Annotated in this window: 21 protein-coding genes and 1 riboswitch; of the genes, 12 read left to right on the top strand and 9 right to left on the bottom strand. The window is 65.1% G+C overall.

Annotated elements, in window-relative coordinates:
- Positions 1-37: 37 nt before the first annotated feature.
- Positions 38-1,321, bottom strand: coding sequence for a serine hydroxymethyltransferase (gene glyA, locus AC3A4M_RS06325; RefSeq protein WP_169991183.1), 1,284 nt, complete (start codon positions 1,319-1,321; stop codon positions 38-40).
- 163 nt (positions 1,322-1,484) lie between these two features.
- Positions 1,485-1,562, bottom strand: a riboswitch (ZMP/ZTP riboswitch).
- A gap of 212 nt (positions 1,563-1,774) precedes the next feature.
- Here glyA and AC3A4M_RS06330 point away from each other — a divergent pair.
- From AC3A4M_RS06330 to AC3A4M_RS06365, 8 genes are all read left to right on the top strand, one after another.
- Positions 1,775-2,896, top strand: a complete 1,122-nt coding sequence (locus AC3A4M_RS06330) for an FAD-dependent oxidoreductase (RefSeq protein WP_498734678.1) — start codon at positions 1,775-1,777, stop codon at positions 2,894-2,896.
- A 43-nt stretch (positions 2,897-2,939) separates the two neighbouring features.
- The gene (gene purU / locus AC3A4M_RS06335) at positions 2,940-3,809 is read left to right on the top strand and encodes a formyltetrahydrofolate deformylase (protein ID WP_498734680.1); all 870 of its coding nucleotides are present in this window, start codon (positions 2,940-2,942) and stop codon (positions 3,807-3,809) included.
- A 57-nt stretch (positions 3,810-3,866) separates the two neighbouring features.
- Positions 3,867-4,478: a class I SAM-dependent methyltransferase gene (locus AC3A4M_RS06340; protein WP_498734681.1), complete on the top strand. Its 612-nt coding sequence runs from the start codon at positions 3,867-3,869 to the stop codon at positions 4,476-4,478.
- A gap of 56 nt (positions 4,479-4,534) precedes the next feature.
- Positions 4,535-5,053 (top strand): gamma carbonic anhydrase family protein, encoded by a 519-nt coding sequence (locus tag AC3A4M_RS06345; protein ID WP_498734682.1) that lies wholly within the window; start codon positions 4,535-4,537, stop codon positions 5,051-5,053.
- Between the two features lie 70 nt (positions 5,054-5,123).
- Positions 5,124-6,317 carry an ROK family transcriptional regulator gene (locus AC3A4M_RS06350; RefSeq protein ID WP_498734683.1) on the top strand — a complete coding sequence of 398 codons (1,194 nt, stop codon included), beginning with the start codon at positions 5,124-5,126 and terminating at the stop codon, positions 6,315-6,317.
- Between the two features lie 153 nt (positions 6,318-6,470).
- Complete coding sequence (locus tag AC3A4M_RS06355; protein WP_498733350.1) at positions 6,471-7,751, top strand: ABC transporter substrate-binding protein; 1,281 nt, start codon at positions 6,471-6,473, stop codon at positions 7,749-7,751.
- Between the two features lie 91 nt (positions 7,752-7,842).
- Positions 7,843-8,748, top strand: a complete 906-nt coding sequence (locus AC3A4M_RS06360) for a carbohydrate ABC transporter permease (RefSeq protein WP_498734684.1) — start codon at positions 7,843-7,845, stop codon at positions 8,746-8,748.
- On the top strand, positions 8,748-9,632 hold the full coding sequence (locus AC3A4M_RS06365) for a carbohydrate ABC transporter permease (protein WP_498734685.1): 885 nt from the start codon (positions 8,748-8,750) through the stop codon (positions 9,630-9,632). Before AC3A4M_RS06360 ends, AC3A4M_RS06365 begins: the two co-directional genes overlap by 1 nt.
- 118 nt (positions 9,633-9,750) lie before the next feature.
- On the opposite strand, the gene AC3A4M_RS06370 is transcribed toward AC3A4M_RS06365, so the two are convergent.
- The 4 genes from AC3A4M_RS06370 to AC3A4M_RS06385 form a co-directional block, all read right to left on the bottom strand.
- A complete protein-coding gene (locus AC3A4M_RS06370; protein ID WP_498734686.1) occupies positions 9,751-10,263 on the bottom strand; it encodes a hypothetical protein in 513 nt (170 codons plus the stop codon).
- Positions 10,264-10,437: 174 nt separating this feature from the next.
- Entirely contained in the window at positions 10,438-11,631 is a 1,194-nt protein-coding gene (locus tag AC3A4M_RS06375; protein ID WP_498734688.1) for an ABC transporter permease, read from the bottom strand.
- The gene (locus AC3A4M_RS06380; RefSeq protein WP_498734690.1) at positions 11,628-12,368 is read right to left on the bottom strand and encodes an ABC transporter ATP-binding protein; all 741 of its coding nucleotides are present in this window, start codon (positions 12,366-12,368) and stop codon (positions 11,628-11,630) included. The genes AC3A4M_RS06375 and AC3A4M_RS06380 overlap by 4 nt, the downstream gene beginning before the upstream one ends.
- Positions 12,365-13,498, bottom strand: a complete 1,134-nt coding sequence (locus AC3A4M_RS06385; RefSeq protein ID WP_498734692.1) for an efflux RND transporter periplasmic adaptor subunit — start codon at positions 13,496-13,498, stop codon at positions 12,365-12,367. Before AC3A4M_RS06385 ends, AC3A4M_RS06380 begins: the two co-directional genes overlap by 4 nt.
- Positions 13,499-13,627: 129 nt before the next feature.
- Between AC3A4M_RS06385 and AC3A4M_RS06390 the strand changes: the two genes are divergently transcribed.
- A complete protein-coding gene (locus AC3A4M_RS06390; protein ID WP_498734693.1) occupies positions 13,628-14,719 on the top strand; it encodes a Gfo/Idh/MocA family protein in 1,092 nt (363 codons plus the stop codon).
- Positions 14,720-14,743: 24 nt separating this feature from the next.
- On the opposite strand, the gene AC3A4M_RS06395 is transcribed toward AC3A4M_RS06390, so the two are convergent.
- From AC3A4M_RS06395 to AC3A4M_RS06405, 3 genes are all read right to left on the bottom strand, one after another.
- Positions 14,744-15,727: a bile acid:sodium symporter family protein gene (locus AC3A4M_RS06395; RefSeq protein WP_498734694.1), complete on the bottom strand. Its 984-nt coding sequence runs from the start codon at positions 15,725-15,727 to the stop codon at positions 14,744-14,746.
- A gap of 144 nt (positions 15,728-15,871) precedes the next feature.
- Complete coding sequence (locus tag AC3A4M_RS06400) at positions 15,872-18,193, bottom strand: LPXTG cell wall anchor domain-containing protein (protein ID WP_498734695.1); 2,322 nt, start codon at positions 18,191-18,193, stop codon at positions 15,872-15,874.
- A gap of 88 nt (positions 18,194-18,281) precedes the next feature.
- Positions 18,282-19,334 carry a hypothetical protein gene (locus tag AC3A4M_RS06405; RefSeq protein ID WP_498734697.1) on the bottom strand — a complete coding sequence of 351 codons (1,053 nt, stop codon included), beginning with the start codon at positions 19,332-19,334 and terminating at the stop codon, positions 18,282-18,284.
- A gap of 236 nt (positions 19,335-19,570) precedes the next feature.
- Between AC3A4M_RS06405 and AC3A4M_RS06410 the strand changes: the two genes are divergently transcribed.
- The 3 genes from AC3A4M_RS06410 (at position 19,571) to AC3A4M_RS06420 (ending at position 22,132) form a co-directional block, all read left to right on the top strand.
- Positions 19,571-20,032 carry an Hsp20/alpha crystallin family protein gene (locus AC3A4M_RS06410; protein ID WP_498734699.1) on the top strand — a complete coding sequence of 154 codons (462 nt, stop codon included), beginning with the start codon at positions 19,571-19,573 and terminating at the stop codon, positions 20,030-20,032.
- 125 nt (positions 20,033-20,157) lie between these two features.
- A complete protein-coding gene (locus AC3A4M_RS06415) occupies positions 20,158-21,639 on the top strand; it encodes a glutamate-cysteine ligase family protein (RefSeq protein ID WP_498734701.1) in 1,482 nt (493 codons plus the stop codon).
- Positions 21,640-21,715: 76 nt separating this feature from the next.
- A complete protein-coding gene (locus AC3A4M_RS06420) occupies positions 21,716-22,132 on the top strand; it encodes a VOC family protein (protein ID WP_498734702.1) in 417 nt (138 codons plus the stop codon).
- A gap of 10 nt (positions 22,133-22,142) precedes the next feature.
- On the opposite strand, the gene AC3A4M_RS06425 is transcribed toward AC3A4M_RS06420, so the two are convergent.
- A complete protein-coding gene (locus tag AC3A4M_RS06425) occupies positions 22,143-23,351 on the bottom strand; it encodes an AI-2E family transporter (RefSeq protein ID WP_498734703.1) in 1,209 nt (402 codons plus the stop codon).
- Positions 23,352-23,516 lie beyond the last annotated feature (165 nt).

Raw genomic sequence — 23,516 nt, forward strand, 5'->3', positions numbered from 1 at the left:
GGAATACGTGGACTGCGGGAACCGGCCGGAGCCGGCGTTACCACTGCTCGTGGCCGGGGTACAGCGGGAACTGCTGGGCCAGCTTGGTCACGCGCGTGCGCAGCGCCTCGACGTCGGCCCCGCCCTTCAGCGCTGTGGCGATGATATCGGCAACCTCGGTGAATTCGGTAGAGCCGAAACCACGCGTGGCCAGCGCCGGCGTGCCGATCCGCAGGCCGGAGGTAACCATCGGCGGGCGCGGGTCGAACGGCACCGCGTTGCGGTTCACGGTGATGCCCACCGAGTGCAGCAGGTCTTCGGCCTGCTGGCCGTCCAGTTCGGAGTTGCGCAGGTCCACCAGGACCAGGTGCACGTCGGTGCCGCCGGTCAGCACGGAGACGCCGGCCTCGGTGACGTCGGCGGCGGTGAGGCGTTCGGCCAGGATGCGGGCGCCCTCGAGCACGCGCGCCTGGCGGTCCTTGAACTCCTGGCTGCCGGCGATCTTGAAGGCCACGGCCTTGGCTGCGATGACGTGCATCAGCGGCCCGCCCTGCTGGCCCGGGAAGACGTTGGAGTTGATCTTCTTGGCGAAGTCCTGCTTGCCCAGGATGACGCCCGAGCGCGGCCCGGCCAGGGTCTTGTGCACGGTGGAGGTCACGACGTCGGAATGCGGCACCGGGTTCGGGTGCAGGCCAGCGGCCACCAGGCCGGCGAAGTGCGCCATGTCGGTCCAGAAGTAGGCGCCGACCTCGTCCGCGATGGAGCGGAACGCCTCGAAGTCCAGCTGCCGCGGGTAGGCGGACCAGCCGGCGATGATGACGTTCGGGCGCTCGGCCAGGGCCTGCTCGCGGACCTTGTCCATGTCCACGCGGAAGGTCTGCGGGTCCACCTCGTACGCGGCGACCTTATAGAGCTTGCCGGAGAAGTTCAGCTTCATGCCGTGGGTGAGGTGTCCGCCATGGGCCAGGGACAGACCCATGATCTTGTCGCCCGGATTGATCAGGGCGGCGAGCGCGGCGGCGTTGGCCTGCGCGCCGGCGTGCGGCTGGACGTTGGCGAACTCGGCGCCGAACAGCTTCTTGACGCGTTCGATGGCCAGGTTCTCGGCCACGTCCACGTGCTCGCAGCCGCCGTAGTAGCGGCGGCCCGGGTAGCCCTCGGCGTACTTGTTGGTCAGGACGGATCCCTGGACCTCCAACACGGAGCGCGGGGCGAAGTTTTCGGAGGCAATCATTTCCAGCGTGTCGCGCTGGCGCCCGAGCTCGGCATCGAGAACGGCAGCGATTTCGGGATCGACTTCGGCCAGAGGCTGGTCGGTGACTGACGGGGTGGAAGACGTCACGGGGGTTCTCCTGGAGATAAGGGATTTGCTACAGGTCAGGCTACCGGTTGCGGGCAGACTCACGCATTGTGTGTCCGGCCTGCAAAATTGCGCTGCAATGCGCATCCGGTTGAAACTTGACCCTCGGCCCAGGCGTGCGATCCGTGGTCTGCACTGTGCAGTGCCAATCAACCCACGGGTCGGTTGGCCCTGCCGCCGCTTCCTGATGGTGGTCCACCTGACGCCAGTCGCGACGATAGGAATTCTACTGCGCCTCCCGCAGACCCTGAAAAGTACGACGGCGGCGCCCTCCCTGGCCGGGGCGTCACCGACTTTTTTCGACACGTTTCGACACGTTCTCGACACATTCCCGGCGCCATCCCGGCCCCATCGAGGCACCGTGGAATACCCTGGCACCCAGGACCGTTGGAACCTATAGAAGTTGACATATCAACCAATTTGGACGGGAGCGGCATGGACAAGGTTCTGGACGCAGTGATTATCGGCGCCGGCCAGGCCGGTCTCAGCGCCGCCTACCATCTGCAGCGGCGCGGCCTGGTTCCGGAACAGGACTACATTGTCCTGGACGCGAACGAAGGCCCCGGCGGCGCGTGGCGGCACCGCTGGCCCTCCCTGACCTTCGACGCCGCCCACGGGCTGCACGATCTCCCCGGCCTCCCGCTCGGGGTTACCGACCCCGCAGAGCCGGCGTCCGCCGTCGTTAGCCGTTACTACGGTGCCTACGAGCAGAAGTTCAATCTCTCCGTCCACCGCCCCGAACGCGTCGAATCCATCACCAACGACGACGGCGGCTCCGGGCAGCTGCTGCGGGTCACCAGCGCCTCGGGCCGCGAGTGGCTGTCGCGCACGGTCATCAGCGGTACCGGCACGTGGGACCGGCCGTACTGGCCCTACTACCCCGGGCGCGAGACGTTCCGCGGCCGGCAGCTGCATACCCACGATTTCCGGTCGGCCGACGAGTTCCGCGGCAAGCGCGTGCTGGTGGTCGGCGGCGGCACCTCCGCCCTGCAGTTCCTGCTCCAGCTCGACGCCGCCGGCGCGCGGACCGTCTGGTCCACGCGGCGGGAGCCGGACTTCATTACCGAGCCCTTCGACGCCAGCTGGGGCATCGAGGTGGAGCGCAAGGTCAACGAGCGCACCCGCGCCGGGCTGCCGCCGGTGAGCGTGGTCGGCGTGACGGGCCTGCCGCTGAACGAGACCTACAAGGCAGGTATCGACGCCGGCGTCCTGGTGTCCCGCGGGCGGCTTGCCCGGATCACCGAGGACGGCGTGGTGTTTGCGGACGGATCGGCCGAGCAGGTGGATGCCATCCTGTGGGCAACCGGCTTCCGCCCCTCGCTGGACCATCTGACCCCGCTGCAGCTGCGTGAGCCCGGCGGCGGTATCCGCATGGGGCCGGACGCCGTGTCCGTGGTCAAGGAACCGCGGCTGTTCCTCGTGGGGTACGGCTCCTCCGCCTCCACAGTCGGTGCCACCCGGGCCGGCCGGGCGGCGGCGATGGCAGCGGTGCGGCAGCTGAAGATCCTTCGGGTCCCGAAGCAAGGAGCGCATGCACTGGCAACGGTGGCCGGCTGACGCCGTCGTCGGTTTCGGCGCCCGCACCGGTAACCTTGGAGCTGTGAGTGAAGCTTCCCTGCCCAGCACCGATTCCACCTACAACCTGACGCTCTCCTGCGAGGACCGCCCCGGCATTGTGTACGCCGTGACCGGAGCGCTGGTGGAAGCCGGCTGCAACATCGTCGATTCGCAGCAGTACGGGAACCCGAGTTCCGGCCGGTTCTTCATGCGCGTCGCCGTCACCACCGGCACGTCCTACAGAGACCTGCACCGGGCGCTGCAGCCCGTGGCGGAAACCTTCACCATGAAGTGGAGCCTGAACCAGCAGGGCGCCAGGATGCGCACCCTGCTGATGGCTTCCAAGTCCGCGCATTGCCTCAACTCCCTGTTGTTCCAGCAACGCTCGGGCACGCTGCCCATCGACGTCCCGGTCATCGTCTCCAACCACACGGAGCTGGCGGACATGGCCGAGTTCTACGGCATCGAGTTCCGCCACATTCCGGTCACGCCGGACACCAAAGCCGAAGCCGAACAAGCGCTCCGCGACCTAGTGGCCGAGTACGACATCGAGCTCGTGGTGCTCGCCCGCTACATGCAGATCCTGAGCAACGAACTCTGCACGGACCTGCAGGGCAAGGCGATCAACATCCACCACTCCTTTCTGCCGTCTTTCAAGGGCGCCAGGCCGTACCACCAGGCGCACGACCGCGGCGTCAAACTGATCGGCGCCACCGCGCACTACGTCACGCCGGACCTGGACGAGGGCCCGATCATCGAGCAGGAAGTCATCCGCGTTGACCATGCGAAGTCCGCGGAGCAGTTCGTGGCCATGGGCCGCGACGTGGAGGCCCGCACGCTGGCCACCGCCGTCCAGTGGCATGCCGAGCACCGCGTCCTGCTGGACGGGCAGCGGACCGTCGTCTTCAACTGACCGGGCTCTCCCGCACCTGCCCTTCTCCTGGCTGCCGTCCCCACGTAGGGTCGGAGCATGGGCAACTATGAGAGGGACCTGACAACCTACTATGACCGGCAGGCCGAAGTCCGCGATGCCCGGACACCGGATCCACAGCGGGTGGCCAAGCGCAGCGAGTTCATCGAGCACCTCAAGGCGACCCGCCGGCACGACCTGCTGGAAATCGGCTGCGGCACCGGCGTCGACGGCCTCGCGTTCAAGGCCGCCGGCATCCGTTACACCGGGGTAGACCTCTCCGAAGCGAGCGTGCGGATCGCCAGGCACAAACAGCTCGAAGCCTCGGTCGCCTCTGCCCGCGAGCTGCCGTTCGCCGACGAAACCTTCGACGCCGCCTGGACCATGAGCACACTGCTGCATGTCGCCAACGCCGACCTCTACGGTGTCCTGACCGAAATCATGCGCGTCCTCAAACCCGGCTCCCCCTTGGCCGTGGGCCTCTGGTCCGGCTCCGACAGCGAGGGCATCAATGCCGCGGATGATCAGGAACCGCAGCGCTTCTTCAGCCGCCGCTCCGACGAGACCCTATTGAGCCTGTTCGAACCGCACGGCACCATCCGCCACTTCACCACCTGGGAACACGGCCAGGACCCCGGGCATTACCAGTACTTCATGATCTATAAACCCTGATTTACGACGGCGGTGCGCACGCCGCGCGGCCACCCCGGCTTGGGTAGGCTGGTGCCATGGCCCACATCATCACACTCGCCGGCAAAACCCCGGCCACCGACCCGTCCGCCTTTGTCGCTCCCACCGCCACCTTGAGCGGCGATGTGGAGCTGGCCCCCGATTCCAGCGCCTTTTACGGCGTCTCGGTCCGCGGCGACAGTGCCCCGATCCGTGTGGGGGCAGGCAGCAACCTGCAGGACAACGTGGTGCTTCACGCGGACGAGGGCTTCCCGTGCACCGTGGGCGCCGGCGTCAGCATCGGGCACACGGCCGTGGTCCATGGCTGCACGGTGGAGGACAACTGCCTGATCGGCATGAGCGCGACCATCATGAACGGCGCCGTCGTCGGCGAAGGCTCACTGGTTGCCGCGGGTGCCTTGGTACTGGAGGGCACGCAGATCCCGCCCCGGTCGCTGGTGGCAGGCGTTCCCGCAAAGGTCCGCCGCGAACTCAGCGACGAGGAATACCAGTCCGTCCTCGACAACGCGGCGCACTACGTCGAGCTCGCCAAGCTGCACCGGGATGCCAACGCATAAGTTCCAGTCCACCTGGTCGTCTTGCGTTAACTTCTTGACTACAAGGGGTAGCGGGAGCACCCTGTTAGGTATGCCAGCCGAACCAGCCACAGTGACGGGCACCGACCACCGGCCCGGCTCCCAGGGTGCACTGCGCAGGCGCAACAGCCAGCGGATCATCCGCGCGCTCATGACCAGCGGCGGGCTGACCCAGGCCGAGCTGGCCCGGCAGACCGGTCTCTCCACCGCAACCGTGTCCAACATCGTCAAGGCCATGGTCGACGACGGCCTGATCCTGACATCGCCGACCACCAGCTCCGGCCGCCGGGCGCTCTCCGTCACACTGAACGGCCGCGGTGCGGTTGCGGTCGGCGTGGATTTCGGCCGGCGGCATGTCAATGTGGTGCTGGTCAGCCTGGACCACCGGGTTCTGGCGGAGGACGGCGTCGAACTGCCCCTCGGCCACCAGGCGGAGGAAGGCATCGAGGCCGCCGCCCAGCTGGTCCGGCGACTACTGGCGGACATCGGCGTGGAACCCGGATCGCTCCTCGGCCTGGGCGCCGGCATTCCCGGCCCGATCGACCACCGCACCGGCAAGGTCATCCACGGAGCGATCCTGCCCGAATGGGTGGGCATCGATTTGCTGGGCCGGCTCCGCGAGGCGTTCGGCATTCCGGTCTTCATCGACAACGACGCCAATCTGGGTGCATTGGCACAGGTCAGCTGGGGCCCCTACCAGAACGTGCAGAACCTGGTTTTCCTGAAATTGGGCTCCGGCATCGGTGCTGGACTGATCCTTAACGGTGCACCGTTCTACGGCAACATCGGCGTGACCGGCGAAATCGGCCACGCCACCGTCGCCGATCACGGCCTCATCTGCCGCTGCGGAAACCGCGGCTGCCTTGAAACGGTGGCGTCGACCTCCACGATGATCGAGCTGCTGAGCCGCGGCAAATCCGAACCGGTCAGCACCGAAGACATTGTCCGGATTGCCCTCGACGGTGACCCTGCGGCACTGCGGGTAATCGACGACGCAGGGTTGGCGGTTGGCCGGGCGCTGGCGAACGTGTGCAATCTGGTCAACCCGGAAGTCATTGTCCTCGGCGGCTCCCTGACCGGGCTAAACGCCATCCTGCTCGAACCCGTGCGACGGGGGCTGCTGCGCCATGCCGTACCCGCCGTGGGCGAATCCACCGAACTGGCCATGTCCGGACTGAGCAACCGGGCCGAAGCCCTCGGCGCTGCCACGCTGGTCCTGCAGCAGGCCGAGCTGCCCTCGTTGTAAAAACGACCCGCATGCTGGCTCGGCAATAGTTTTGCGTTCAACTCTTGACGGCAACGTGTGTGACGGAGTTAACTTCAAGGCAAGCCACGAACCCGTGTGCAAACTTCAGCCAGACGACAAAGTAGTCAATGACTGCTCAGTAATGGAGGCGTTATGCGACGCGTATCTTTGCTCGCCAGCGTTGCGGCAGCAGGCTTGCTCCTGTCCGCATGCGGCGGAGGAAGCTCGGTCGAAGAAGCGAACCCGACAGAAGCTACCGGTTCGGTCGGGGTCTTTACCTGGTGGGCCGACGGGTCGGAGAAAGTAGGCCTGGATGCGCTCGTGGACATCTTCGACGAGCAGTATCCGGATCTGACCTTCGACAACCTGGCCGTAGCCGGTGGCGCGGGCAGCCAGGCCAAGAGCGTCCTGGCGGCCAACCTCAAGTCCGGCAATCCGCCGGACTCCTTCCAGGCCCACGCCGGGGCCGAGCTGCAGGACTACATCAATGCGGACCAGCTCGAGGATTTGAGCTCCTTCTACGAGGAAGCCCAGCTCAATGAGGCTTTCCCGCAGGATCTGCTGGACCGCCTGACCGTGGACGGCAAGATCTACTCGGTTCCGTCCAACATCCACCGGGCCAACGTGGTGTGGGCCAACGTGGAAGTCCTTGAAGAAGCTGGCCTGGATCCGAACAGTCCGCCGGCCGATCTCGACGCCTGGTTCGCGGACATGGACAAGATCAAGGAAAGCGGCACCACCCCGCTGGCCGTCGCCGGCACCTGGACGCAGGTGCAGCTGTTCGAGAACATCCTGCTGGCAACCCTCGGCCCCGAAGGCTACAGCGGCCTCTGGGACGGCACCACGGACTGGAAGAGCCCCGAGGTGACCGAGGCTATCGAGAACTACAAGAAGGCGCTCAGCTACACCAACTCGGACCGCGACACCCTCAGCGACTGGGGCCCTGCCACGCAGCTGGTCGAAGACGGGGCCGCGGCCTACAACGTGATGGGCGACTGGGCTGAAGCCAAGTTTGCGCAGGACGGGCTGAAGCCGGGCACGGACTACGTGTACTTCCCGACACCCGGAACCGACGGCGTCTTCGACTTCCTGGCCGATTCGTTCACCCTGCCGAAGGGCGCCCCGAATCCGGCCGGCTCCAAGGCATGGCTGACGACCATTTCGAGTGTCGAAGGCCAGCAGGCGTTCAACGCGGCGAAGGGGTCCATCCCTGCCCGCACGGACGTGCCGAGCGATGAATTCGGCGAGTACCAGCAGAGCGCCATCGAGGACTTTTCCTCGGACACCATCGTCTCCTCGCTCGCCCACGGCGCCGCGGTGCCGGTGGCATGGCTGAACGAGCTGAGCACCGCCGTGAGCAAGTTCGGCGGCCCGCAGGACGTTGCCGCACTGCAGGAATCTGCCGCATCGATAGCGGAAAAGTTCGCGCAGTAGTTCCGGACAAACCGGTGGGCGGGTGCGGCTCAGGCCTCAAGCACCCGCCCACCGCGTTCGTTCCGCTGCTGCCTGAGGAGAGATAGGGTTCGTGTTCGCGAAAATCAGGACCTGGGGCCCGGCGCTGGCCTTGATATCCCCCACCATCATCTTGCTGGGCGTCTTCGTTTACGGACTGATCGCCCAGAACGTCCAAATCTCCATGACCAACCAGCACACGTCCCTGCCCCGCGCGGACTTCGTCGGTCTGGACAATTACTTCCGCCTGTTCGGAGACGCCGACTTCCAGCACTCGCTGCGCAACCTGTTGCTGCTGACGGTTGTCTTCCTGGCCGGCACGCTCATCTTCGGGTTTCTCTGGGCCTGGATTCTCGAACGCCCCGACTTCGGCGAAGGCTTCTTTCGCTCCGTCTACCTGTTTCCGATGGCCGTATCCTTCATCGCCTCCGGCGTGGTCTGGCGCTGGCTGCTCTCAAGCCTGCAGACGGACCAGCCCGGCGGCGAGCGCACCACCGGCCTGAACCGCCTGCTGGAGAGCATTGGGCTGGGTTTCCTGCAGAACAGCTGGTGGTCGGACCCCAACTGGGGTGTGGCGGCCATCGCCGTCCCCGCGATCTGGCAGCTCTCGGGCTACGTCATGGCGCTGTTCCTGGCCGGTTTCCGCGGCATTCCGGACGAGTTGCGCGAGGCCGCCCGGATCGACGGCTGCAGCGAATGGAAGCTGTACCGACATGTCATTTTCCCGCAGCTGAGCCCGGTCATGCTTTCCGCCGTCATCATCATCGGCCACATGTCGCTGAAGCTCTTCGACCTGATCCGCGCCATCGTCCCGGATGCCAACACCTACGACATCCAGGTGCCCGCCACCATGATGTGGGTTAAGTACATCGGCAGCGACTACGCGGATTCCGCCGCCATCGGCACCATCATGCTCATCCTGGTGGCCCTGGTGGTTGTCCCCTACCTCGTCTACACCTCCCGGCAGGAGAAGCGCTGATGGCGACCGCCACCGTCCCGCCCCCGGTCAAAGTCTCGACCCCGCGCGCGCCCGCCCGCAGCGGCGGCCGGCAGAAGATCAACCGCACGCTCAAGTACGCGTTGCTGCTGGTGTTCGTCGTCGTCGTCCTGATTCCGGCCTATGTGCTGGTCATTACCAGTTTCAAGGGACCCGCCGATGCGGATCCCTCAACGGCCTGGCTGCTGCCGACGGCGTGGGAAACCGCCGGCTGGGCCAAGGCCTGGGAGACGCTGGCGCCTGCGCTTGGCCGCACCTTTGCCTTGGTCATTCCGGCGTCCATCATCTCTGCCATGCTGGGCTCGATGAACGGCTTTGTCCTCTCGCGCTGGCGGTTCCCCTACGCCAATGTGGTCTTCACGCTCATCTTGTTCGGCATGTTCATCCCGTACCAGGCGGTCATGATCCCGCTGACCCAGCTGATGCAGGGGCTCAACATCCCCAACGGAATCCCGTCCCTGCTGGTTCTGCACATCGTTTACGGCCTGCCCATCTGCACACTGATCTTCCGCAACTACTACGAGTCGGTGCCCAGCGAACTGATCGAAGCAGCCAGAATGGACGGTGCCGGCCTGCTGCGGACCTACGCCTCGGTCATCCTGCCGGTCTCCGCGCCGGGCTTCGTTGTTGTCTTGATCTGGCAGTTCACCTCAGCCTGGAACGACTACCTGTTCGCCGCCTTCTTCTCCTCGGGCAGCAACGGACCGGTCACCATTGCCCTGAGCTTCCTCGCCGGCGGCCAGCTGACGGATTACGCCGCGTCCATGGCCGGTGCGCTCATCGCATCGCTGCCCACGTTGATCGTCTACATCATCCTCGGCAAGTACTTTGTGGGTGGTCTGATGAGCGGCTCCGTCAAGGGGTAGCAGGGCATCTCCCGGCCGGACACACAGCAGCGGCCGGCATCTTTGGGGAACGATGTTCCTTCAAGATGCCGGCCGCTGAGCAGTTCCTGACGACGTGGGTTCAGGACGGCGCCGCGGGTTACTGCCGGCGCTGGTCTCCGTCCGCGTCGCGGGCAACATGGCGGCCCTCGTCGTCGCGGTTCTGGTCGGGGCCGCGGTTTTCGTCGCGGTCACCGGCGCCCCGGTCGCTTCCGCGCCCGCCCTTGCGCTTGTCGTCGGTATTGACGTCCGGATCCATTTCGTCGGCCTTGCGCAGCTGCTCCTGGGACTCATCGCGGATGCCCTGGGCATCGGCCTTGCGCTCATCGGCCTGCCGCCGCATCCGGTCCGCTTCTATCCGCGCGCGCTCGGCCTCGATGTCCGCCTGCTCGGCATCAACCTGGACACGGTGAGCCTCCGCCTCGCGTTCACGGGCGCCCAGTGCAGTAGCCTGGGCCGATTGGCGGACTTCGGCGGCTTTCGCCCGGTCCGCTTCCTGCCGTTCATGCATCTTGGCCTTGTTGCGCTTCTTCGCGAAGAAGGCAATCAAACCGATGATGATCAGAAGAACTACAACTGCAACAATGATCCATACAATCTGGGATGTATCCATGGGTATAGCGCCTCTTTCCTGCTGAACGGGAATATCAGCCTACTTACTTTGTACCACTCATGGAGTAGCAGTAACAGGGGCGCATCACAGGAACCGCAGGTCAGCGGCAAGGCGGACTACTGCCGCGGGCGCCGAGAGCCGGGCCAGGACCCGATGGCGCCCCGCTGGCAATTGTCAGTACCGGATGGCATCGATGACCTTGACCCGGACCGCTACCACAGCCGGGATCAGACCGGCCAGAGCACCTACCAAGGTTGCCGCTCCCAGGCCGATCAAGGCCGCCTCCAGCGGAAAGGGCGGCAGCTCGCTCACGCCGGCGGCAATCACGTCCTGCACCCACGGGCTCTTGACGACGGCCACCGCCAGCATCACGCCGATGACCCCCGCCACGAACGTCGCGACTACGGATTCGAGCATCACCCCGAAGAAAATCCGGCCACCCGTTGCACCGAAACTGCGCCGGATCCCGACTTCGCGCACCCGGTAGCGGACCGTCACCATCGAGATGTTGAGGAGCCCGACGGCGCCGAGCAGCAGCACCAAACCCGCAATTCCGCCGACGGCAAGCTGAATGCTCTCGAACGGGTCGCCGAAGGCCGCATAATCGGATCTGAATACCTGTGCCGAACCGGGCCCGAACTGTGCCGCGAGATCACTGCTCATGGCGGCGGCGAGCGGTTCGGCAATCTCCTCCGGAACCCACATCTCCATCGCCGGGGGCATCAGCGCCTCGCCGCCCAAAGCCCAGGCGTCGTAGTGCGCCGCGAGCAGCGTTGCCTGCGGCGGCGCCTCGGGCCACTGGTTGGGGACCACGCCGACGACGGTGGCCGTAATCGGCCGCTCCCGGACGATCTGCACCGCGGGATTCTGCTGCAGATCGGGAAGCCCCAGCCGCTGGTGGAAAGCCTCGTTGACGATGATGGCAGGTGCCAGCCGCTGCTCGTCGGTGGGCGTGAACCAGTGCCCGAGGGACAGATCCACCCGGCGCATCGTGCCGTATCCTCGGTCCACCACCATGGTTTCCGCCGCCGAAACGCCGTCGGGGAACTGGAACGGAACCGATGTCTGGTAGCGCAGGCTCGAATGCTCAACGCCATAACGCTCCACCAGCCCCTCAAGGGCCTCCCGTACTTGCGGTACCTCCAGTTCTCCGCTGGCCGGGAAAACTTCGGCAGTCACGGTGGCCGCGCGGCCGCCCTGCTGCTCCTGCGTCTGCACCATGGCTTCCCGGGACATGTTCCCCAGCCCGACGACGGTGGTCAGGGCCGCCACCGACAAGGCCACTCCGATCAGCGCCAGCAGGACTCGTGTCTTATGGATCCGCAGTTCTGCCCAGGCTTCGACCAGGGCCGCGATCAAGCCGGTCATGCTGCAGACTCCCCGTCAACGAGTACACCGTTTTGCAGGCGGTAATGCCGCTGTGCCAGCGCGGCGACGTTCGGGTCATGCGTGATGGTGACCAATGCGGCCCCGGACTCCCGTGCCACGTTATCCAGCAGCTTCATCACGGACTGGCCCGTTTCAATGTCCAGTGCGCCGGTCGGCTCGTCCGCCAGGATCAGCTGGGGCGAGCGTACCAATGCCCGCGCGATGGCGATGCGCTGCTGCTCGCCGCCGGAGAGTTTGTGGGGTTTCTCCCGCAGCCGGTCCCCCAGTCCCACCAACCCGAGCATCTCGGTGGCCAGCCGCTCACGCTGCCAGAACTGCTTGCCCCGGGCGTAGAGCAGCGGCGTTATGACGTTCTCCAGCGCGGTGCGGCCGGGCAGCAGGTTGAACTGCTGGAAAATGAATCCCACCCGGGCGCCGCGCGTCACGGCACGGCGCTTTTCATTCATGGACTGGACAGGCACGCCGCCGAAGGACATTGCGCCTCCGGTAGGAACGTCCAACAGTCCCAGGATGTTCAGCAGCGTGGACTTGCCAGAGCCGGACCGGCCCACAATGGACAGGTGGTCGCCGATCCTGATTTCCAGGTCCACGCCCTGCAGAATGTGCAGCGGTCCATGGTCGGGAATGAGTACCGTTCGCTCTACCCGCTCCAGCGCAACCAGCGGTGCTTCCGGATGCTCGGCCGCCGGCGTCCGCGAAGTGGCGGGCGCCGTCATCCGCCCATCACCATGCCGAAACCTTCCATGCCCGGCCCCATCAGTTCCTCAGCGGGAGCACCCGGGACGAACTGCAGCACCAGTTCGCCCTCGTCCAGTCCTTCGGTGATTTCCACTTGCTGGCCGTCGTTGAGACCAAGGCGCACCTCGCGCTCGACGTGCTCCGCACCGCCGTCGTTCTCCACAACCCAGACGACGCCGGAGTCCACCGCGCCCTTCACCGCAGTAGTGGGCACCGTGATCACGTCCTCGGCAGTGCCGGCACTGATGTCGATGCTGGCCCCGAGACCGGCGAAAACGGTGACGTCTTCGGGCACGGCGCAGCTGACCGTGCCGGTGGACGTTTCAGGGGCTGCAGGCCCGAACGGCCCCATGGCCGCCGGATCCTGCGGCGCCTGCGGGGCCGGGTCCGAGGAAGATGCTTCGCCCACGGTAACGGCCTGGCATTCGAACGGCGCAGGGCCACCGGTGACCGTAACCATCGCGGTACTCGGGCGGTCCAGCAGCCGGAACTGCTGGTCAGAGGTCAGGGAGCCGGAGACGGAAAAGGTGCCGGGCGAAAGCGTCACGGCATCGGCACCCACACTGACCTGCTGGTCCACGAGCACCGCCAGATCGGTGACCTTGCCGGCCGCTGTGGCCACCACGTCGGTGTAGGTGTAGACGGGAGCGGGCGGAGCAGCCTGCCGTACCGGTTCCGGCTCGGCGTTCCCGGCAGTCCCGTTGGACCCGCCGGTGTCGGAAGTTCCCCCGTCGTCGGCGGTCCGGCCCGCAAAGAGTTCGGTGGCCTGCGCCGGATCCGGTTCCACGAGTTTTTGCACCTGGAAGAGCGGATCGCCCTTGGCAACGTCCGCGCCCACTGCCACATGGATAAAGTTGACGGTGCCCTCGGCGGTACTGCGGACTACAACGGCCGGATCGCTCGCGACGGCCCCCTGCACCTGGACCACGTTGGTCACGGTGCCGCGGGCAGCCGGAATGCTCGGCGTGACCAGCTGCGCCGCGGGCTGCTGGTCCGTGGCCTCTGCACGCATGCCGTCGACGAAGGCCAGCTTGAAAAGTGCCACGGCGATGACGGCGAAAATGGCCATCCAGACAATCGGAAAAACGTAGCGGCGCACGGCGCTCATGCCTATCCCCCATATCGATGAAGGTGCCACTCGCCGGGCACCCGAACAGCGCGGCACCACCGTCAGGTGAAACGTTGAGACTTGCCCCGCTTGATGGACGTTATCATTTGCAGCGGTAATGATGGATTCATGACAACGCCCCCGCGAATCATCACGCCGCCCTGCGCCGCCCCCGGGGCACCCAGCCCGCTAGCCGCCACCGGCCGGCCGTTGCGCTGGGGCGTCGTTTCCACGGGGAAAGTCGCCGCCAAGGTCAGCGGTGACATCGCCCTGCTTGAGGACTCCGTGCTCCAGGCGGTGAGCTCGCGGGTGGCGGAAAACGCGCTGGCCTTCCGAGACCAGTTCGGCTTTACCACCGCCTATTTTGATAACGACGGCGGCAAAGGCTACGAGCAGCTCTTCGCAGACCCCGATGTCGATATCGTCTACGTGGCCACTCCGCACGGCCAGCATTACGAAATTGCCCGGAGCGCACTGGAAGCCGGCAAGAACGTGCTGTGCGAAAAGTCCCTGACCATCAATGCGCGCGAGGCCCTGGAGCTGGCCGAGCTGGCCCGGAGCAACTCGCTGTTCCTGATGGAGGCGGTGTGGACGCGGTTCCTGCCGATCGTCCAACGCGCCTGGGAGATCCTCCATTCCGGGGAGCTCGGCGTGGTCCAGTGGCTGCAGGCGGACATAGGCTTTCCCGCCCTCTATGATCCGGCCGCCCGGCTGTGGAATCCCGCTGCCGGCGGAGGAGCCCTGCTGGATCTGACCGTCTACCCGCTCACATGGGCCCTCGGCACGCTGGGATTCCCGCAGACCATCTCCGCCGTCGGCCATATTAACGACGACGGCGTGGACGCCCAGAACGCGCTGACCCTCACCTACAGCTCGGGCGCCCAGGCGCAGCTGACTTCCTCGCTCCTGGCGTCCTCGCCGCGGACCGCCACGATCTGCGGCAGCAATGGCTGGCTTCGCACCAACAGCCCCCTGCACAATCCAACCGAGTTGATCATCCGGGAGCACAACGGAACGCCGCGGATCGAGACCTTTGAGCCGGTGGGCCAGAACTATGTGTACGAGTTGCGCGATGTCACCCGCTGCATCCAGCAGGGCCTGCTGGAAAGTCCCACCATGCCGCTGGACGACACGTTGAACACCATGCGCCTGTTCGACGGCGTGCGCGCCCAGCTCGGCGTCAGCTACGTCAACGACCGGGCCGTGCCGGTAGCGGACTGACCCGCAGCCCGGCTGCTTTCTTGGTTAAGACTTGGCGGCATCCCGCCGGCGCCAGAACGCTGCAATGAGCGCACCGGAGACGTTGTGCCACACGGAGAAGATGGCGGCGGGCAACGCGGATTCGGGCGTGAGGTGCTGGGCGGCCAGGCCCGCAGCAAGGCCCGAGTTCTGCATGCCCACCTCGATGGCCGTGGTGCGGCGCGAGGAGATCGGCAGCTTGAACAGGCGTGCGGCACCATAACCGAGCGCGTAGCCGAGGCCGTTGTGCAGTACCACCGCGATGAACACCAGCAGCCCTGCCGCGGCGATGGCCGCCGCGCTGCCGGAGACTACGGCGATCACCACGTAGGTAATGGCCAGAACCGAGACCCAGGGCAGCAGCGGCAGCGCCTTGGCCACGAGCCCGGGCAGGAAGAAGCGTGCCACCAGGCCCAGCACCACCGGGATCAGCACAATCTGCACGATCGATCCGGCCATGGACGCGGCGTCAACCGGCATGTACTGGTTGGCCAGCCACAAGGTCAGGACCGGCGTCAGCAGCGGCGCCAGCAACGTCGACACCGAAGTCATCGCCACCGACAAGGCGACATCGCCCTTGGCCAGGTAAGACACCACGTTGGAGGCGGTCCCGCCGGGGCAGCAGCCCACCAGGATCACGCCCGCCGCCAGCGCCGGCGGCAGTCCAAGCGCCATGCTGATCAGCAGGCCCAGCAGCGGCATGATGACGAACTGCGCGATCACCCCGAGCACCACAGGAATTGGCCGCTTGGCGATCAGCGCGAAGTCCGGCGGCGTCAGGGTGAGCCCCATGCCAAACATGATGATACCCAGCGCCGGCGTCACCAGTGCTCCCCAGCCGGTAAAGGCCAAGGGGAACAGGAAAGCTACGACACCGCCGGCCAGAATCAGGATCGGGAACAGCGTGACCGCGATGGTCGCGGCGCGGTCCTCCCGGGTGGTATCGATGCTGGCGGTTGCTGTCCGCGGTGGTTCAACTGGCAAAGTCATTGCGCAAGCTTATAAATGCTACGTCCCAAGCGTCCACTATGTGGAGGGTTGTATCAATATGCGGACAGGGGGATGCGGCCTCTTCCGGCGTTTGGCTCCCGCCAAGGTCCCAGTGAAGAGGCCGCACCACTGCCTGCCGTTCCGTTAGCTCCGCATCGGAGCAACTTCCTTCCGCCTCATGGCCAGCAGGCCACCAAGCAGAATCATCGCCGTCCCTCCGAACAGCAGGTCCGTTGTAGTAGCTCCTGTCTCGGCGAGGGTTTCTGTGCCGTCGGCACCAGGTGTGCCGGCACCCGAACTACCAACAACGACGCCGGCCGCCAGCGTTCCGCTGTTGGCTCCGGCTCCGTCGCTGCCTGCGATGCGGTTAGCGGCTACCGACGCTTCAACGCCGTTTGCCGCTGACTCACCCTGCGTCCCTTTGATTGCCCCGCTGCCATTAGCAGCAGCGACGAAGGCAGAATCCAGGGTTCCTACCATTCCTGGAGTTCCTTCACCACCGACGAGGACCCCTCGGTCTCCGGCGATCCCTGCAGGCGAATCGGTGTTCGACTCGGTTGCATCGGTTCCGGCATTAGTCCCGGTGGAGGTGTCGCCATCCGGAATCCCGGTATTGCCGGAACCCTGCGTTCCAGCTACGCCGTCTCCGTCGTTGCTGTCTCCTCCGGTTGCATCTTCGTCAGTTGCATCGCCGCCGGTGACGTCTGACCCTGGAGTACCGTCACCGTCCGAGTCAGGATCCGTTGCATCCTCATCAGCGGGGTCCGATCCTGGTGTTCCATCGGTATCCTCAGCACCGCCGGTTCCATTGCCCACTGTTCCAGCCAGGCAGCCATTGTCACCTGTCGCAAAGCCTCCAAGGACCAGCGCGGCATCCAGACAAATGTCGGCAATTACGCCAAATCCGTCGCCGTAGCCAGCGTTCACGACCGTCTCCACCTCGGCAACAAGGTCTCCGGCAACATCAGTGTCGACGTTGCTGAAATCATCGGTACCGATCACTTCGCCGATCACCAGCGTTGCATCCGCAAGTACGTCCGCATCGGTGGCGAGCAGACCGTCATCGCTACCGGTGCCGCTCTCCGCAGTACGGCACGGCAACCCGTCCGCCGACAGCCCATCACGCAATAGAGCCACATCAGCATCAAGGCAAACGTTAGCGGCAACGTCGACCAGGCGGTCTTCGTCAAGCGCCACGATTACATCCGCGGCAGCGTCAATGTCGGCAGCCGCAACATCCTCGACCACCACATCGGCAGCCGCATCCTCCTCGGCAATGACACCGTCATCGCTACCGATATCGCCCTCCGCAGTGCGGCACGGCAACCCGTCCGCCGACAGCCCATCACCCAACAGAGCCACATCAGCATCAAGGCAAACGTTAGCGGCAACGTCGACCAGGCGGTCTTCGTCAAGCGCCACATTTACATCCGCGGCGGCATCAGCGTCGGCAGCAGCAACATCCTCGACCACCACATCCGCAGCCGCATCCTCCTCGGCAATGACACCGTCATCGCTACCGATATCGCCCTCCGCAGTGCGGCACGGCAACCCGTCCGCCGACAGCCCATCACCCAACAGAGCCACATCAGCATCAAGGCAAACGTTAGCGGCAACGTCGACCAGGCGGTCTTCGTCAAGCGCCACATTTACATCCGCGGCGGCATCAACGTCGGCAGCCGCAACATCCTCGACCACCACATCGGCAGCGGCGTCCGAGTCGGTCACTACTGCTGGGGCTTCATCCTTTTCTTCGACCGTTTCAGCAGCATCATCAGTTGCTTCGGCCGGAGCGACTTCCTCGGTGCCTACCGTCGCTTCTGCCATCACTTCCGCATCAGCTTCGACGGTAGTGTCAGCGACCACCGCGTCAGAATCGGCGAGTACGACATCGGCTTCGGCTTCTACATCCGCAACTGCTTCCACCTCCGCTTCCGTCACCTGAGGTTCTTCGGCAATCGCATAGTCCTGTTCTGCTGTCCCGACGGCAACGTCAGCATCCGCAACTAGGACTGCGTCAGGTTCTACGGCCTCGGGTTGCACCGCCTGGGTGCCGGCAGGTTCGGCTATCCCGACGGCAACGTCAGCCTCCGCAACCACGGCTGCCTCAGGTTCCATGGCCTCCGGCGCGGGCTCTGCTTCCACGGGAGCGGCATAGTCAACCGCGTCGCCGTCAAGTTCCACGTCGGCCATTACATCGGCCACTGATTCGGCTCCAAGCAGTTCGGCGTCGAGATCCGCGTCTACCTTGAAACCGCGGACCTCGGCGTCCACATCCGCTACGGCATCGAGCCCGACGTCGTCGGCGATGACATTCAGGTTCGTATCAACTGCCACTGTGCTGTCCGGAGCAACCGCAGGCTCCGGTGGTTCAGATTCCGCGGCTGAAGCAGCCGCTGTACCGAGGACGAGAAGTCCTCCGCTAAAGACGACGCTGCACAGCGCCGTCCGCATTGTTCTACGCATCGTTGTTCTCCTGATTGAATCTGTCGCCGCCCTGTTGCGGGTGGCCATGGTCCTTGTACTGCCGGTAAAAGGGCAGCGTGGACCAGAATCAATCAGGAGAGGAACCGGGATCCGAAGAACGTGAAGCGGGCAGACTCCAGGCCGAGCCATGGGCAGTACCCGAATTGGCTAACGGCGCGAGCAGATTAGAAAAAGGCACGTCAGCAGCGCCTTGGCCGGCGGATGCACTTCCGCCAGCGGCAGCAGTGCCGCTTCCGCCAACGCCTGCTGGGACGGCGGGCGGCGGAGCCGCGACGGGCTGGCCGGGATACGACTCCACGGCAGCACTATGGGCATCCTGGTCCGCGACCGCTGAAGGTGTGTGGGAAATTTGGGCCAAGAACTGGGCCGGAGTTGGTTGAGGTTCTGCCCGAGCGGGCGCTGCTTCGTGCTCGTCTTTCTGGCGGTTGTCCGATGTACCAGCGGCGGTATCGGCGGGAGCGACTTCGGCAGGGCCATCCGCCAGCTGGTTGCTGGGAACCTCAGCTACCGCAACGGAGACAGATGATGCATCCGCGGTCGGGCCGTCTTCGACCGGATCGACGACGGGAGCAGCAGCTTCGATCACCGGGGCGGTAGCAGGTGCTGCTGCTTCGACGACAGGTGCCACAACAGGTGCCGCGGCTTCGACAACCGGAGTGATTACCGGTTGCACAGCGGCAGAACCCGTCTCAACGACTGGTTCCACTACATCTGCTGCCGTTTCGAGCACCGGCTCGGTCAGGGGCGCGGCTGCTTCAAGGACAGGATCGGATACGGAGGCAACAGCGCCAGCTACCTCGTGCGCTGCCGCCGTAACCGGCTGCGCGGACTGGGCGACGGACTCCGAAGCAGCGCCCACAGGAGCGGCGGCCTTTTCGACAACCGGGGCGACCTCTTCCCCCACGGCCGCAGGTTCTTCGGTAACGGGTATGAGCTCCTCGGTGAGCGCCGCCGTCGTGCTTTGGGTTTCTGAACTGAGCACTTCCGTCAGAAGTCCGTCGTCAGCATCCGCGGCACTCGCGCCGGCGATCCCGAAAAGAGCGAATCCGGCGGTGGCTGCAGCTGTGAGCACGACCTTGCGCACCAGGACTGGAACACGGGACAGCGGCTCAACGCGCACCGTGACCACCCCCGTGACGACCAGTTTTGCTACCGAATTTCAGGCTACGTCCGTTGGCAGCACCAGTCCAGAGGATTGGGTGAATCGGTTGTTCATTTGTTCGCTGACAGCTATCAAAAGAGTCAGCACTCCTCCTACCTGAGTGCTAATCTATAAACGTAGTTGAGCGAAGGTGACTCAACTATGTTAGCCAAAGACAACCGCTCCGTTCGGGGCGTGCGAAGGAGTTGATGACAATGGCCATGAAGTTTGACCCATTCCGTGAACTGGACCGCGTCGCGGGAGCCCTGCTGGAAAACCGCCCGGGCCTGCGGCCGATGCCGATGGATCTGTACCGCGACGGCGACCACTACATCCTGAACGCGGACCTGCCCGGGATTGATCCGGGATCCGTTGACATCGACGTCGACGGGCAGCTGCTGACTATCCGGGCCGAGCGCACCGTGCGTGGCGCGGAAGGCGTCAAGTGGCTCACCCGCGAGCGCGAAGGCGGCTCGTTCCTGCGCCAGCTCAATCTGGGTCAGGGCATCGACATCGATGCCATCTCCGCTCGGTACGAAAATGGCGTGCTCTCGGTGTCCATCCCCGTCAGCGAGAAGGCCAAGCCGCGCAAGATCGAGGTTGTCACCGGAGCGGCTGAAACGGTGGCGGTCGATACCGCCGAAGCGACCGATGACCAGAAGTCAGTCAAAGCGTAATCCCGGTCGACGCGTGGAGTGTGGCCCCTTACCCTTCCGGGTGAGGGGCCGCCGCCTTGGGTGGCGGCCGTCGGCTGGTGGCCCGCACTCTATACAAGGTGCCCGCGTGGTGGTTACCTTCAAGCATGGGCTCAGAAGTCAAAACCAAGACGTTCAGCCGTGAGCAGCGCACCCGTTACCGTGAACGTCTGCTGGAAAACCTGGAAAGCTTCGGGCATTACCTCGCCACCGCCGAGTTCGCCGGAACCGGTTCCATTGGTATGGAGATGGAGCTGAACCTGACCAACTCGGACTGCTCCCCCGCGCTACGCAACTCCGCGGTGCTCGAGGCCATCGCCGATCCGGCTTTTCAAACCGAGATCGGCGCCTTCAACATTGAGCTCAACCATCCTGCCCTCGCCGTGGCCGGCCGGGGGCTTGAGAAGCTCGAGAACAGCCTGCGCGACCAGTTGAACCATGCGGATGAACGCGCCGCATCGGCAAAGGCCCGCATCCTCATGATCGGCATCCTGCCGACGCTCAAACGCGCCCTGGTGGAAGACATGTCCTGGCTCAGTGCCGGGAAGCGTTATGCCGCCCTTAATACTTCGGTGCTGCAGGCCCGCGGCGAAGACGTGCTGATGGACTTGCGCGGAATCGAATCGCTGTCCTTTTATGCCAAGAACATTGCGCCGGAAGCCGCCTGCACTAGCGTGCAACTGCACTTGCAGGTCCAGCCCGCCGAATTCGCGCCGGTCTGGAACGCGGCGCAGATCGTCGCCGGCCCGCAGGTGGCGCTGGCGGCGAATTCGCCGGTATTCATGGAGAAGCTGCTCTGGCACGAGACACGGATCGAAGTGTTCAAGCAGTCGATCGATACGAGGCCGCCGGAAATGCGCAACCAAGGTGTCCGGCCCCGCGTGTGGTTCGGCGAACGGTGGATCACCTCGATTTTCGACCTGTTCGAAGAGAACGTCCGCTACTTCCCCGCCCTGCTGCCGGAGCTCTCGCGGACCACCGGCAAACAGACCAAGGCCGGCGCACCGCTGCTGCCGGAACTCCGCCTGCACAACGGCACCGTCTACCGCTGGAACCGTCCCATCTATGACCCCGGCGACACCATGCCCAACCTGCGGCTCGAAAACCGGCTGCTGCCTGCCGGGCCCACCGTGGTGGATACCGTGGCCAATGCTGCCTTCTTCTTCGGGTTGGTCCGGATGATCAGGACGGCGGACCGGCCGCTGTGGTCCCGGCTCGCATTCAAGAGCGCGGCCGATAACTTCATCAACTGTGCCAAGCAGGGGCTGGAAGCCACCGTCTATTGGCCGGGCATCGGAGACATTCCGGTGGTGGAGCTGATTATCCGCCATCTGCTGCCGCTGGCCGCCGAGGGCCTGGCCGATCTTCGTGTGGCCCCGGATCTGGTCGACCGCTACATGGAGATCCTTCGCTCCCGCGCCCAGACGGAGCAGAACGGCGCCAACTGGCAGCTCAAGACCTTGCGGCTGCTTGAAGCAGGCGGGCTGGACCGTCCGGCAGCGCTGGCCGAGATGACGCGGCAGTATTCGCACAACATGCATACCAACGAGCCGGTCCACACCTGGCCGGTGGAGGGTGCGGCGGGTTAACTGCTCCGGTCAAGACGCCCGGTTTGGCGGCAGAAACCAATGGCGGCCGTGTGCCGTCACCTACGAGGGAGAGCCGATGCTGCGAGGACTCACTACTGTCAGCTTCTATGCGGAAGATGTCACGGCAGCCATGGACTGGTACAGCCAGTTGCTGGGCGTGGATGCCTACTTCGTGCGGCCGGAACAGGGCCCGCCCGCCTACGTAGAATTCCGTATCGGCGATTACCAACACGAATTGGGGATTATCGACAGCCGCTACGCACCTCACGGTGCCGCTGCATCACCGGCTGGCGCCGTCGTCTTCTGGCATGTCGACGACCTGCCGGGCGCGATGGAGAAGCTACTCGCCATGGGCGCCTCTGAGCACGAACCCATCATTGAGCGAGGTGAGGGGTTCGTGACCGCTTCAGTGGTCGACCCGTTCGGCAACATTCTCGGTGTGATGTACAACCAGCATTACTTGGACGTCTTGGGTCAGACAGGATCAGCCTGACATTGGGCAGCTAATCCCGCTCGCCCTGGGCACCCGCCACGGTTGCCTCTGCTTCCGGTGGGCTGCTGTCTGAACCCTCTGCCTCTGCATCACCCTCCGGTTGGACCGGGAAGACCACGTCCCGCAGGTACCGCAGCACCACAATTCCCACCGCGGTTGTGGGTACCGACAGGAAAGCTCCGACGATGCCGAACAGGGTGCCGCCGACCGTTACCGAGGCCAGGACCACGGCCGGGTGGATCTTCAGTCGGGTCCCGACCAGGAACGGCTGCAGGAGATTGCTCTCCAGCTGCTGAACCACAATCACCACGCCGAGCACGATCAGGGCCGTGACCCAGCCGTGGGAGATCAGGGCGATCAGGGCGGCCAACAAACCCGTTGCCACCGCACCGACCACCGGGATGAAGGCAGCGATAAAGATCAGGACGGTCAAAGGAAAGGCCAGCGGAATGCCCAGGATGAACAGGGCGGCGCCGATGAAGACCGCGTCGACCAAAGCGACGGCGGCCTGGGCCGAGATGTAGCCGGACAGGGTTTGCCAAGCCCGGGAGGTCATCGCGGCGGCGTGGACGTAGACCCGGGCGTCCGTCCAGCGGCTGGTCCAGGCGAGGAAACGGTCGCCGTCTTTGAGGCAGAAGAAGGTGAAAACCAGGACCAGCACGAAGATCACGGTGCCCGATGTGATGGCGCCCAGACCGGTGGTGATTCCCGACGCGATGTCGCCGGCGTGCTGGCGGATTTGGGATACCGCGCTGTCCACCAGGGAATTCAGGTCCGCGTTTTCCAGATTGAACGGCGGCCCCGCAAGGAACTGCGTGATCTGCCCGAGGTTCTCACGGGCCTTCCCGGCCAGCCCCGCGGTTCCCGAGGCGAGCGACGGAATCACCAGCATCAGCACTCCGACCACGGCCGCCAACGCAGCGAGCACAGTGACAAAGGCCGCCAGCGCCTTGGGCATGATGCGGCGGGCCAGCCGGTTCACCGGCCACAAGATGCTGGCCAGCAGCAGGGCCAGGATCGTCGGGAAAACCACCGACCACAGCGCACGAACCAGCCACCAGGCCAGCACCAGACCGATGGCGATGACAACGGCGCGGCCGGTCCACAGAGCCGTGCGGTCAACCCCGGCGGCGAATATCCCCCGCGCCTCCTGCGGCTTCACCCCTGGTCCGGTGGCGGACTCCACCGCGTCCGGATCGGCCTTTAGCGTGCTCGACACCGACCGGGTGGTAGACGCCTGACGCTTCGGAATAAATCGCATGCTTCCTATCCTGCCCCACTCGGGCAACGGATCCGGCACCTACCTAACGAAGACCTGACATGGTTCCACCGGACGGGTTTAGTGTGTAGGCATGAATGGTTCACGGCAGCAATCCTGACCGGG

Source organism: Arthrobacter sp. Soil_C_60 (genome assembly GCF_057656375.1).